Origin of the sequence: Amphritea atlantica, from assembly GCF_024347255.1 — a bacterium.
Taxonomy (GTDB): domain Bacteria; phylum Pseudomonadota; class Gammaproteobacteria; order Pseudomonadales; family Balneatricaceae; genus Amphritea; species Amphritea atlantica.
The window spans coordinates 4,032,617-4,044,707 of the sequence record NZ_AP025284.1 but is presented as its reverse complement, the minus strand read 5'-3'; the positions used below and the strand labels follow the sequence as shown (position 1 = coordinate 4,044,707).

Annotated in this window: 15 protein-coding genes; 14 read left to right on the top strand and 1 reads right to left on the bottom strand. The window is 51.3% G+C overall.

The window, feature by feature from the left end; genetic code table 11:
* Window positions 1-4 precede the first annotated feature (4 nt).
* From OCU43_RS18780 to OCU43_RS18770, 3 genes are read left to right on the top strand one after another with little or no spacing between them, the layout of a single operon-like run.
* Window positions 5-202, top strand: a complete 198-nt coding sequence (locus tag OCU43_RS18780; RefSeq protein WP_091361243.1) for a DUF2065 domain-containing protein — start codon at window positions 5-7, stop codon at window positions 200-202.
* Between the two features lie 23 nt (window positions 203-225).
* The gene (locus OCU43_RS18775; protein WP_091361246.1) at window positions 226-1,407 is read left to right on the top strand and encodes an ATP phosphoribosyltransferase regulatory subunit; all 1,182 of its coding nucleotides are present in this window, start codon (window positions 226-228) and stop codon (window positions 1,405-1,407) included.
* 32 nt (window positions 1,408-1,439) lie between these two features.
* Window positions 1,440-2,735, top strand: coding sequence for an adenylosuccinate synthase (locus OCU43_RS18770; protein ID WP_091361248.1), 1,296 nt, complete (start codon window positions 1,440-1,442; stop codon window positions 2,733-2,735).
* Window positions 2,736-2,888: 153 nt separating this feature from the next.
* Here OCU43_RS18770 and OCU43_RS18765 read toward each other — a convergent pair whose 3' ends face one another.
* On the bottom strand, window positions 2,889-3,701 hold the full coding sequence (locus OCU43_RS18765) for an inositol monophosphatase family protein (RefSeq protein ID WP_232846465.1): 813 nt from the start codon (window positions 3,699-3,701) through the stop codon (window positions 2,889-2,891).
* A gap of 129 nt (window positions 3,702-3,830) precedes the next feature.
* On the opposite strand from OCU43_RS18765, the gene OCU43_RS18760 reads away from it, so the two are divergent.
* The 11 genes from OCU43_RS18760 (at window position 3,831) to rlmN (ending at window position 12,072) form a co-directional block, all read left to right on the top strand.
* Complete coding sequence (locus OCU43_RS18760; RefSeq protein ID WP_091361250.1) at window positions 3,831-4,565, top strand: RNA methyltransferase; 735 nt, start codon at window positions 3,831-3,833, stop codon at window positions 4,563-4,565.
* A 135-nt stretch (window positions 4,566-4,700) separates the two neighbouring features.
* On the top strand, window positions 4,701-5,186 hold the full coding sequence (iscR, locus tag OCU43_RS18755; protein ID WP_091361252.1) for a Fe-S cluster assembly transcriptional regulator IscR: 486 nt from the start codon (window positions 4,701-4,703) through the stop codon (window positions 5,184-5,186).
* A 32-nt stretch (window positions 5,187-5,218) separates the two neighbouring features.
* Window positions 5,219-6,433, top strand: a complete 1,215-nt coding sequence (locus tag OCU43_RS18750; protein ID WP_091361255.1) for an IscS subfamily cysteine desulfurase — start codon at window positions 5,219-5,221, stop codon at window positions 6,431-6,433.
* Between the two features lie 35 nt (window positions 6,434-6,468).
* A complete protein-coding gene (gene iscU, locus OCU43_RS18745) occupies window positions 6,469-6,858 on the top strand; it encodes a Fe-S cluster assembly scaffold IscU (RefSeq protein ID WP_091361257.1) in 390 nt (129 codons plus the stop codon).
* Window positions 6,859-6,891: 33 nt separating this feature from the next.
* Complete coding sequence (iscA, locus tag OCU43_RS18740; RefSeq protein WP_091361260.1) at window positions 6,892-7,215, top strand: iron-sulfur cluster assembly protein IscA; 324 nt, start codon at window positions 6,892-6,894, stop codon at window positions 7,213-7,215.
* 94 nt (window positions 7,216-7,309) lie between these two features.
* Entirely contained in the window at window positions 7,310-7,852 is a 543-nt protein-coding gene (gene hscB / locus OCU43_RS18735) for a Fe-S protein assembly co-chaperone HscB (RefSeq protein WP_261832949.1), read from the top strand.
* Between the two features lie 9 nt (window positions 7,853-7,861).
* Window positions 7,862-9,736, top strand: coding sequence for a Fe-S protein assembly chaperone HscA (gene hscA, locus OCU43_RS18730; protein WP_091361268.1), 1,875 nt, complete (start codon window positions 7,862-7,864; stop codon window positions 9,734-9,736).
* The gene (gene fdx / locus OCU43_RS18725) at window positions 9,736-10,074 is read left to right on the top strand and encodes an ISC system 2Fe-2S type ferredoxin (protein ID WP_091361270.1); all 339 of its coding nucleotides are present in this window, start codon (window positions 9,736-9,738) and stop codon (window positions 10,072-10,074) included. The genes hscA and fdx overlap by 1 nt, the downstream gene beginning before the upstream one ends.
* 43 nt (window positions 10,075-10,117) lie before the next feature.
* Window positions 10,118-10,312 (top strand): Fe-S cluster assembly protein IscX, encoded by a 195-nt coding sequence (gene iscX / locus OCU43_RS18720; protein ID WP_091361272.1) that lies wholly within the window; start codon window positions 10,118-10,120, stop codon window positions 10,310-10,312.
* A gap of 165 nt (window positions 10,313-10,477) precedes the next feature.
* Entirely contained in the window at window positions 10,478-10,885 is a 408-nt protein-coding gene (ndk, locus tag OCU43_RS18715; RefSeq protein ID WP_091361275.1) for a nucleoside-diphosphate kinase, read from the top strand.
* Window positions 10,886-10,938: 53 nt separating this feature from the next.
* Window positions 10,939-12,072, top strand: a complete 1,134-nt coding sequence (rlmN, locus tag OCU43_RS18710; protein WP_091361307.1) for a dual-specificity RNA methyltransferase RlmN — start codon at window positions 10,939-10,941, stop codon at window positions 12,070-12,072.
* Window positions 12,073-12,091 lie beyond the last annotated feature (19 nt).

Genomic DNA, 12,091 nt, shown 5'->3' with positions numbered 1-12,091 from the left:
GGTAATGCATTCTGAACTCTGGCACCAGTTACTGATCGGCTTCTGTCTGATGCTGGTGATGGAAGGGATTCTGCCTTTTCTCTATCCACAGCGCTGGCGTAATCTGGTTCATCAGCTGGCTTTGGTGAGTGACCGGGCGCTACGTATAACAGGTTTTGTAAGTATGATGGCTGGCGTCATCCTGCTTTATATATTTAACTGATCCACTGTATTTCGGAGAGTTACATGTCGTTGGCAGAACGCTGGTTGTTACCAGACGGCGTCAAAGAGGTGCTGCCGCCTCGGGCACAAAAGGTCGAGACAGCGCGGCGGCGTTTGCTGGATCTTTATGATACCTGGGGTTATGAGTTGGTGATGACCCCGCTGATTGAGCATCTGGATTCTCTGCTTGTCGGAGTGGGACGCGATCTGGAGCTGGATACCTTTAAGGTGACAGATCAGCTGACCGGACGGATGCTGGGTATTCGCGCAGATATTACTCAGCAGGTAGCCCGCATCGATGCCAACCATCTTAGCAATCAGGGGCCGGTCCGTTTCTGTTACTGCAGCACTATATTACACACTCTGCCGGCTAATCCTTTAGCGTCGCGAAACCCTTTGCAGGTGGGGGCTGAGCTGTTTGGTCACAGCGGTGTCGCCAGCGATGTGGAAATCATCTCGCTGATGGTGGAAACTCTGAATGCGATGCAGGTTAATCAGGATCTGAGTCTCGATCTGGGTCATGTAGGTATCTACCGTGGCTTGATGGGCGAGGCGGCACTGACTGCAGATCAGGAAGCTGAGTATTTTGAGTTGTTGCAACGTAAGGATCTGCCTGAGATAACGCGCTTTCTGGCGGGTTCCGGGCTTCCTGAGAGTGTTAAAACTCATCTGACTATATTGCCAACACTGCATGGCGGACGTGAAGTGCTCAACAAGGCACGCACCTGCTTTGCCGACGTTGAAATGATTAAGGATGCGCTGGATTATCTGGATGCCGTTGCAGATCAGATCACCCGGCGTTACCCCCAACTGGATCTGTATTTCGATCTGAGTGAGTTGCGGGGCTATAACTACCACACGGGTGTGGTGTTTGCTGCTTATGTTCCGGCATTCGGACAGGCGGTTGCCAAGGGTGGTCGTTATGATGAAGTGGGGCGCGATTTTGGTCGTGCCCGTCCGGCAACCGGATTCAGTGCTGATCTGAAAACTCTTGTAGAGTTATCTGCCCTGGAAGATAAGCCTGCGCGTAAAGTGGTGCGGGTTCCGGCTGTTGAAGATTCTGCAGCGCTGGATGCTGTGGCTAAGCTGAGAGCTCAGGGGGAGCGTGTTGTACCGATGCTGGATGAAACGGTTGTGGAAGATGCGCAGCAGTTTACACACCAGTTGGTGCAGCAGGATGGAACTTGGGTTCTCGAGAGCCTGTAAATTTTTGATTGATTAATCGCTAGAGACAACCAATGGGCAAAAACGTAGTTGTTTTAGGAACACAGTGGGGCGACGAAGGTAAAGGCAAAATCGTTGACCTGTTAACAGATCAGGCATCTGCCGTGGCACGCTTTCAGGGCGGGCATAACGCAGGTCACACGCTGGTAATTGATGGTGAGAAGACGGTACTGCACCTGATTCCGTCCGGTATCCTGCGTGAGAATGTACTTTGTCTGATCGGTAACGGTGTGGTGTTGTCACCGGAAGCGCTGTTGAAAGAGATTGATGAGCTGGAAGGCCGCGGTGTGCCTGTACGTGAGCGACTGCGTCTGAGTCCTGCATGTACATTGATTCTTCCATATCACATCGCACTGGATAAGGCGCGTGAGCTTGCGCGTGGTGAGGCCAAAATTGGTACCACCGGTCGGGGTATCGGCCCTGCCTATGAAGACAAAGTTGCACGTCGCGGTTTGCGCGTCGATGATCTGATGCATCCGGAGCGTTTTGCGGTGAAACTGAAAGAGGTGATGGAATATCACAACTTTATGCTGCAAAACTACTATAAAGCCGAACCGGTCAGCTATGAAGCAGTGCTGGAAGAGGGGCTGCGGATGGCTGAAGTGATGCGGCCGATGGTGGCTGATGTCACCGCTAAGCTGCATGAGTATCGCGAGCGTGGTGAAAATATCATGTTTGAAGGCGCCCAGGGCTCTCTGCTGGATATCGATCACGGTACTTATCCTTATGTAACGTCATCTAATACGACTGCGGGCGGCACCTCGACCGGTAGTGGTTTTGGTCCGCTGTATCTGGATTATGTTCTGGGTATCACTAAGGCTTATACCACCCGGGTAGGGTCTGGTCCTTTCCCAACTGAGCTGGGTTGTGCGGTAGGTGAGCGTCTGGCTGAGCGTGGTCATGAGTTCGGTGCAACCACAGGGCGTGCCCGTCGTTGCGGCTGGTTTGATGCTGTTGCACTGAAGCATGCGATTCAGATTAACTCTGTATCCGGTATCTGTCTGACTAAGCTGGATGTGTTGGATGGTCTGGAGACGATTGAGATCTGCGTCGGCTATAAAGATGCTCAGGGCAATGTGGTGACCTCGCTGAGCGGTAGTGAGGCGTATGAGGCAGTTGAGCCGGTATACGAGTCTATGCCGGGTTGGAGTGAGTCCACTCTTGGCGCGAAAACGCTGGACGAGCTGCCTGCCGCTGCGGTTGCTTATATCAAGCGTCTGGAAGAACTGACCGGTGCGCCGATTGATATTATCTCAACCGGCCCGGACCGGGTGGAGACGATTGTCCTGCGTCATCCGTTTGATGTCTGATCTGCTTTTCTGAGATTCACAGACAAAATAAGCCCGGCACTTCGCTTTGCCGGGCTTTTTTGTGTCTGATGTTATTTTTTTGAGAGTAAAAAAAACCAGGCAATGCCCGGTTTTCTGTTAGCTGCTGATGTGAAAGCTGCTTTAGTGATCCGTTTATTTCAGTTCGTCATTCAGTGCCGGGCGGATATTCTGCAACAGTGCTTTCAGAATTTTCGGATTGCCAGCGACCAGGTTGCCTGAGCTCATGAAATTGTTGTTGCCGGTAAAGTCGGATAGCAGGCCGCCTGCTTCCTGGATCATCAGGATACCCGCTTCCATCTCCCACTGGTTGAGTCCGATCTGGAAAAAGCCATCCAGTCGTCCCGCTGCTGTGTATGCCAGGTTCAGGGCAGGTGAGCCGCCGCTATAGATGCTGCCGCTTTCCAGGGTGATGTTCTTGAAGATCTGCTGGAAGCTGTCCAGGTGGGCTTTGTCACTGCTGCGGCCAAAGAAACCGCTGCCGATCAGGGAGTTGTCCAGGAGTTTTCGATTGCTGACCCGCAGACGTTTACCGTTCAGTTGCGCCCCTCTGCCCCGGCTGGCGGTGAACTCTTCACCGGTAATCGGATTGAGGATAATGGCGTGTTCAAGTTTGCCGCGCTGGTGGCAGGCGATGCTCAGAGCAAAGACTGGCAGGGCGTTGGAAAAGTTGGAAATGCTGTCGATCGGATTCACTGTCCAGATGACATCACAAACCCGGTCTTCAGGTTTGTGTGTACCGGTATATTCACAGTTGATCTGATGCTCGGGATACGCCTTATGGATCGCGTTAACGATAGTGCGTTCAGCTTGTTTGCAGGTGTCTTCGAGAAACTCGATAACACTTGATTGTTCAGATTTGATCAGATCGAGTCGTTCGACTGAACGGGTGATCTGTTCACCTGCGACGCGAGCCCCGCGCAGGGCGATATTAACCATCGGTTGCATCTGTAAATACCAGTAAGGGAAGCAAAACGCGCATTATACAAAACAGTTGTCATATAAAGAACAGTCCGGGATTAATAGTTGTAAAATATCTGATAAAATACGCCCTTTTTTTCAATGGGTGGGTTAAAGATGCTGGAAAATGTCCGAATCGTGCTGGTGAATACCACCCATCCGGGAAATATCGGCGGTGTTGCCCGGGCGATGAAAAATATGGGACTGTCTGATCTTTGCCTGGTGAAGCCGAAACTGTTCCCCCATGCTGATGCAGAAGCGCGGGCATCCGGTGCTGGTGATATTCTCACCCAGGCGAGGGTGGTTGAGAGTCTGGAAGATGCCCTGGCTGATTGCCATCTGGTGGTGGGAACCAGCGCCCGGAGTCGGACGATTCCCTGGCCTTTGGTAAATCCGCGGGAACTGGCGGCGATTGTCGCGCCTCTGCCTGAAGCGACCCGGGTTGCGATTGTCTTTGGGCGGGAAGACCGGGGGTTGACAAATGATGAGCTGCAGCGCTGTCATCAGCATGTCCATATTCCGGTAGATGAGCAGTTCAGCTCGCTCAATCTCGCCGCGGCGGTGCAGGTTATCAGTTATGAGCTGCGCATGGCGAAAGTGTTTGGTGCCGATGATGTTAAGCCGCGCTGGGGCACTGAGTGGGATGTGGAGCTGGCTGAAAACCGCGAGCTTGAGCTGTTGTTTGGCCATCTTGAGCAGACTCTGACAGAGATTGAGTTTCTCGATCCGCAAAAGCCGCGTAATCTGATGCCAAGATTGCGTCGTCTGATATTGCGGGCGGTGCCTGATAAGGTCGAGGTGAATGTGCTCAGAGGAATGTTGACGGCAGTACAAAAACGTAGCCGCCGCTAAGCATCGTGCAGAGGGTTGTTGTTGATCGGTTTATAGTTGACTATTTTAGTCGGTTTAATAGTTGACCAAAATAGTTGGTTATTGCATAATGCAATCAGCTTCGTTGAACCACGAAGAATGACGGAGAGATTGGTAATGCGATTAACAACAAAAGGCCGCTATGCGGTGACAGCAATGCTTGATCTGGCAATACATGCCGGAAAGGGACCTGTAAGTCTGGCAGATATTTCCGAGCGTCAGGGTATCTCCCTGTCCTATCTTGAGCAGTTGTTTGCCAAGCTGCGCCGCAACGAGCTGGTGCGTAGTGTACGCGGTCCTGGTGGTGGTTACCAGCTTAACCGTGAGCAACAGGATATAGATGTGGCGCAGGTGATTGACGCCGTAAATGAATCAGTTGATGCCACAGGCTGTGGTCACACCGGCAGTTGCCATGATGGTAATATCTGCCTGACCCACCATTTGTGGTGTGATCTGAGTAGTCAGATCCATGACTTTTTAAGTCAGATATCACTGGCTGATCTGATGGCAAGAAATGACGTTCGTAGTGTTGCTGAACGGCAGGAGCGCGGTCATATGGCGTCATTCGAAGATTCACTTATTTCCGCAAAAGTAACAGCCTGAGCCGCGATTCAGGTTTTGGAGAAGTATAGACAATGAAATTACCAATCTACTTTGATTATTCTGCAACTACGCCGGTAGATCCCCGGGTTGCGGACAAAATGATTGAGTGTCTCACTATGGACGGTAATTTCGGTAACCCGGCATCCCGTTCACATGTGTACGGCTGGAAAGCCGAAGAGGCTGTTGAAACGGCGCGTCGCCAGGTTGCTGATCTGCTCAATGCCGATCCCCGGGAGATCGTCTGGACCTCGGGTGCCACCGAGTCTGATAATCTGGCGATAAAAGGTGTTGCACACTTCTATCAGAAGAAGGGTAAACACATCATTACCTCCAAAATTGAGCATAAAGCGGTGCTGGATACCTGTCGTCAGTTGGAGCGTGAAGGGTTTGAAGTGACCTATCTGGACCCGGATAAAGAGGGCATTATTCAGCCGCAAGCAGTAGCTGATGCGCTGCGTGAAGACACTATTCTGGTTTCACTGATGCATGTCAATAATGAGATCGGTGTGATCAACGATATCGCGGCAATCGGTGAAATTACCCGTGCCAATGGTTTACTGCTGCATGTCGATGCGGCGCAGAGTGCCGGTAAAGTCGATATTGATGTCGAGAAGATGAAGGTTGATCTGATCTCTCTGTCTGCCCACAAGATGTATGGGCCAAAAGGGATGGGCGCGCTCTATGTTCGCCGTAAACCGCGGGTTCGTCTTGAGGCGCAGATGCATGGTGGTGGCCATGAGCGGGGCATGCGTTCGGGTACCCTGGCGACTCATCAGATCGTAGGTATGGGTGAAGCGGCGGCCATTGCCAAAGCTGAGATGCACCAGGAGAAAGAGCGGATAACCGCGTTGCGCAAGCGTTTCTGGGAGGGGCTGTCCGATATGGAGGAGATCTACCTGAACGGTTCTGAGAATCAGCGCTATATTGGCAATATGAATGTCAGTTTCAACTATGTTGAGGGTGAATCTTTGCTGATGTCGCTGAAAGATCTTGCGGTCTCTTCCGGGTCCGCTTGTACCTCTGCCAGTCTTGAGCCCTCTTATGTGCTGCGAGCTCTGGGGTTGAACGATGAGATGGCGCATAGCTCTATTCGCTTCTCGATCGGTCGTTTTACCACTGAAGAGGATATTGATCAGGCTGTCGAAGAGATTCGCACAGCGGTAGGTAAGCTCCGTGAACTTTCTCCTCTGTGGGATATGTATAAAGACGGTGTGGATTTAACCAAAGTTGAATGGGTTCACCATTAATCTTTATCAGGTGAATACTGCTTTAGGAGGTCGTTATGGCTTATAGTGAACAGGTTATCGATCATTACGAAAATCCTCGTAATGTCGGCAAAATGAATGATCAGGATGATAATATCGGTACAGGTATGGTGGGTGCACCGGCTTGTGGTGACGTTATGCGTCTGCAGATCAAGGTCAGTGATGACGGTATTATTGAAGATGCCAAGTTTAAGACCTATGGTTGTGGTTCTGCTATCGCTTCCAGCTCTCTGGTGACCGAATGGGTAAAGGGGATGACTCTGGATCAGGCTCAGGAACTGAAAAATACTAAGATTGCAGAAGAGCTGGCGCTTCCGCCGGTAAAAATCCACTGCTCAGTTTTGGCCGAAGATGCCATTAAAGCAGCGGTTGCCGACTACAAAGAGAAACAGGCGAAAAAGCAATAACAGAGCTAAGGGCTCAATGGAGAAATCGGATTCATGGCAATTACAATGACACCGGCAGCGTCTGATCATGTCAGCAAATACCTCAAAACCCGGGGGCACGGGTTTGGCATCCGTCTGGGCGTGCGGACATCGGGCTGCTCTGGTATGGCCTATGTGCTGGAGTTTGTTGATGATATTCAGGATGAAGATAAGGTGTTTGAGTCTGACGGTGTAAATGTTGTCATTGATCCGAAAAGTCTTCTCTATCTTGATGGTACTGAGCTGGACTTTGTTAAAGAGGGGTTGAATGAGGGGTTTAAATTTAATAACCCTAACGTCAAAAACGAATGCGGTTGCGGCGAAAGCTTTAATATCTGAGCCTTCCCTCTTTACGCCACTGTTATCTGAGCGCTTGTTTATTAAAGCGCTTTGATAATGTATAACACTTCTTTTTTTTTCACCTGCTGGTTAGATGATGGATATTACCCAGAACTATTTCGAATTCTTAGCTCTGCCGGTGACGTATCAACTGGACCTGCAGGCGCTGTCTGAACGCAGCCGGGAGTTGCAGAAAACCCTGCACCCGGATCGCTTTTCACACTTGTCAGACCGGGAGCGCAGGCTCTCGGTACAATATACAGCCTATCTGAATGAGGCTGTATCGACGCTGAAAAATCCTCTTTCCCGTGCGCAGTATCTGTTAAAGCTGGAAGGATTTGATACCTTCTCTGAAAGCCAGCGGCAGCTTGATCCGATGTTTCTGATGCAGCAGATGGAGCTGCGCGAATCGCTGGCAGAGATTTCGGCTACATCAGATCCTGCAGCTGAGCTGGATGCCCTGAGGGCAACGGTTGAACAGGAGCAGGCGTCTTTGCGTGAGCAGTTTGATAAATATTATCAACAATCGACACCATCATCTTTTGAGGCTGCTGCGGTCTGTGTCAGAAAGATGCAGTTTTTTGATAAGCTGGGCCGAGAAATTGAGGCTCTGGAAGATCAACTATTCGACGAATAAGCAAATACTATGGCGTTATTGCAGATTGCAGAACCGGGACAAAGTCCTGAGCCCCACAAGCGGAAGCTTGCGGTTGGCATCGATTTAGGAACAACCAACTCGCTGGTTGCCGCTGTGCGCAGTGGTGAATCAACCACGCTGCCGGATGAGGGCGGGAGTCACCTGCTCCCCTCCGTTGTGCGGTATACCGAGCAGGGTGTGGTGGTTGGTCAGGCTGCCCTGTCGAAAGCATCGGTAGACCCGTTTAACACCATTGTATCGGTTAAACGCCTGATGGGGCGCGGTGTTGATGATCTTAAAGGTCTGGAAGGTGAGGCGGTGTATCGCTTCACTGAGCACGAGGGTGGAATGCCCTATCTGCAGACAGTCGCCGGGGATAAGAGCCCGGTTGAGGTGTCTGCTGAAATTCTGAGAACACTTAAGGCGCGGGCGAGGGCTTCACTGGAAGGTGAGCTTGAAGGCGCGGTTATTACCGTTCCGGCGTATTTTGATGATGCCCAGCGGCAAGCCACTAAAGATGCGGCGCAGCTGGCGGGTATCAAGGTTCTGCGGTTGCTGAATGAGCCTACGGCGGCTGCGGTGGCCTATGGTCTGGATAAAGCTGCCGAAGGTGTGATCGCGGTCTATGATCTGGGTGGCGGAACCTTCGATATCTCTATCCTGCGTCTCAATAAAGGCGTATTCGAGGTGCTTGCCACCGGTGGTGATAGTGCGCTGGGCGGTGATGATTTTGACCTGGCGCTGGCAGGATGGTTTCTGGAGCAGCTTGGCGGTAAAGAGGTGGTTGCCGGTGAATCCCGTTATCTCACTGAAAAAGCCCGCTGGGTGAAAGAGAAGCTGACCGATAATCCGGCGGTGACTGTGGATCTGGATCATGCGGGTCAGAAGATCTCGCTGGACGTTTCGCGGACGTTGTTTGATGACCTGGTTGAGCCTCTGGTGAGTAAAACAATTCGTGCCTGCCGTCGTACGCTGAAAGATGCAGGTGTCGCTATTGGTGAGGTGCAGGATGTGGTCATGGTCGGCGGCAGCACCCGGGTGCCGGCTGTGCGTAGCCGGGTCGAAAGCTTCTTCGAGCGTGCACCGCGGATCGATATCGATCCCGACCGGGTTGTGGCCGTAGGTGCGGCGATCCAGGCTGATGTGTTGGCGGGTAACAAGCCGGACAGTGAGATGCTGCTGCTGGATGTTCTGCCGCTCTCGCTGGGACTTGAAACGATGGGCGGGCTGGCAGAAAAGGTGATTCACCGTAATACCTCGATACCGGTTGCCCGGGCGCAGGAGTTTACCACCTATCAGGATGGTCAGACGGCGATGATGATTCATGTGGTTCAGGGTGAGCGGGAGCTGGTTGATGATTGCCGCTCGCTGGCTCAGTTCGTGCTGCGGGGGATTCCTCCTATGGCGGCAGGGGCCGCTAAAATCAGAGTGGCCTTTCAGGTTGATGCGGATGGTTTGCTGGGGGTTTCAGCGAAAGAGTTATCCACCGGTGTTGAAAGTGAGATCCAGGTAAAACCCTCATACGGTCTGGATGATAATGAGATAGCAGAGATGCTGAAGGCATCCTATAGCTTTGCCGAAGATGATATGGCGCTGCGCAATCTGCGTGAACAGCAGGTCGAAGCGGATCGTCTGTTAGTGTCGCTGGAACAGGCGATGCTGACTGATGGTGAGCAGTTACTGACTCCTGAGGAGGAAGAGCATCTGCGTGAGCAGATGGCGATTCTGCAGGCGCTGCGTAACGGCTCTGATGCTTCAGCGATTGAGCAGGGTGTGAGTGTGTTATCTCAGGCCAGTGATTTTTTTGCTGCACGCCGGATGGATCAAAGTATTAAAAATGCTCTCAAAGGGCATAGTATTCAAGAGATTGAGGGAGAGTCCTGATGCCGCAAATTATTTTTCTGCCCCACGATGAACTCTGTCCGGATGGCAGAGTCATTGACGCTGAGGCGGGGGAGACTGTCTGCGATGCTGCTCTGCGGGAGGGGATTGAGATTGAGCATGCATGTGAAAAATCCTGTGCCTGCACAACCTGTCATGTCATTGTCCGGGAAGGTTTTGATTCCTTGAATGAGTCCGATGAACTTGAAGACGACATGCTGGATAAGGCCTGGGGACTGGAGCCCGAATCCCGTTTAAGCTGTCAGGCGGTGGTGGGCGATGATGATCTGGTGGTGGAGATTCCAAAATATACCATTAATCAGGTGTCTGAGCGTCATTGAGAACTGAGTTTAAGGGCTGAGTTCGGGTTGAGCGGAGGTGGTTATGAAGTGGGTAGATGTTTACGATATTGCGATAGAGCTGGATGAAAAGTATCCGGACACGGATCCTCTGACAGTCAGTTTTCCTGATCTGTATGAATGGGTGATGGCCCTGGATAGCTTCGATGATGATCCTGACCGTTGTGGCGAAAAAGTCCTGGAAGGGATTCAGATGGCCTGGATCGAAGAGCGTCAGTAGATGATATGGAAAAAGCCCGCACTTGCGGGCTTTTTCATGGCTGGAGACGCTGTTCACTCCGGATCGCATAGCGTATAATTGCGCGTTTCATTTTTCTGGCGAGTCTGCGACTTTAGTCTGCCGGCTTCAATTTGCCCTGAACTTTATACAGAGGATTAATAGCACATGGCTATCGAACGTACTTTTTCTATCATCAAGCCTGATGCAGTTGCAAAAAACGTTATCGGTAAAATCGTTTCCCGTTTTGAGTCTAACGGTCTGAAAATCGTTGAGATGCAGCTGAAACAGCTGTCCCGTGAAGAAGCTGAAGGTTTCTATGCTGAGCACAAAGAGCGTCCTTTCTTTGGTGATCTGGTTGAATTCATGACTTCCGGCCCTGTAGTTGTTCAGGTACTTGAAGGTGAAAACGCTATCGCTCTGAACCGTGAGCTGATGGGCGCAACTAATCCACAGGAAGCTGCTGAAGGCACTATCCGTCGCGATTTCGCTCAGTCTATCGATGCGAATGCGGTACATGGTTCCGATTCTCCCGCGTCTGCAGAACGCGAGATTGCTTACTTCTTCGGTAAGTAATCCCTGCGGGCCGCTGACCGGCGGCCCGTCATTTCATGAAAGTTGAGACCGCTATGACTGAATCCACCCAAAAAATTAACCTGCTCGGGTTCTCTCCCAAAAAACTGGAAGAGTTCTTTGTGAGTATTGGCGAGAAACCGTTTCGCTCAACTCAGGTGCTGAAATGGATTCATCAGTTTGGTGCCAGCAGCTTTGATGAAATGACCAATATCAGCAAGGCACTGCGACAGAAGCTGAGTGAGGTTTCTGAAATTCGTGAGCCTGAAGTGCTGGTGCAGAATATTTCCAAAGATGGCACCCGTAAATGGGTGATTCAGCTGGATGGCGGTTCCGCTGTTGAGGCGGTATTGATCCCGGAAAATGGCCGTGCCACCCTGTGTATCTCATCTCAGATCGGTTGTTCGCTGGATTGTAGTTTTTGCTCAACCGGTAAGCAGGGGTTTAACCGTAATCTCAGTGCAGCAGAGGTTATCGGTCAGGTGCGTGTGGCCATCCGTTCATTTGGTCCGTTTGATCCTAACGGCGACCGCCGGGTAACCAATGTGGTGCTGATGGGAATGGGTGAACCGCTGATGAACTTCGATAATGTGGTCGATGCGATTCAGCTGATGATGGATGATAATGCTTACGGTCTCTCCAAGCGCCGTGTTACCTTGAGCACTGCCGGTGTGGTACCGCAGATCGATAAGCTGAGTGAGGTCACCGATGTCTCTCTGGCTATTTCGTTGCATGCCCCTACCGATGAATTGCGTGATCAGTTAGTGCCGATCAATAAGCGTTATCCGATCGCCGAACTGGTTGATGCCTGCAATCGGTATATGGCAAGTTTAAAGGATAAACGGGTGATTACGGTTGAATACACCCTGATTGCCGGTGTAAATGACCACCCAAGTCAAGCAAAACAACTGGTTAAGTTGTTAAAACGTTTACCCTGCAAGTTAAACCTAATACCATTTAACCCATTTCCGAACTCAGATTATCGGCGACCCTCTGAAGATGCTATTCAGGCGTTTAAGATGATCATGGTTAAAGCGGGTATTGTTACCACGGTGCGGCGAACCCGGGGGGATGATGTGGATGCAGCCTGTGGGCAACTGGTTGGGCAGGTGATGGACCGTACCCGACGCAGCGAAAAATATATCCCTCTGAAAGATGCCAGCGGAGTGCAGCAGGAACCGCCCCGTTAATTGATACAATGTGATACTA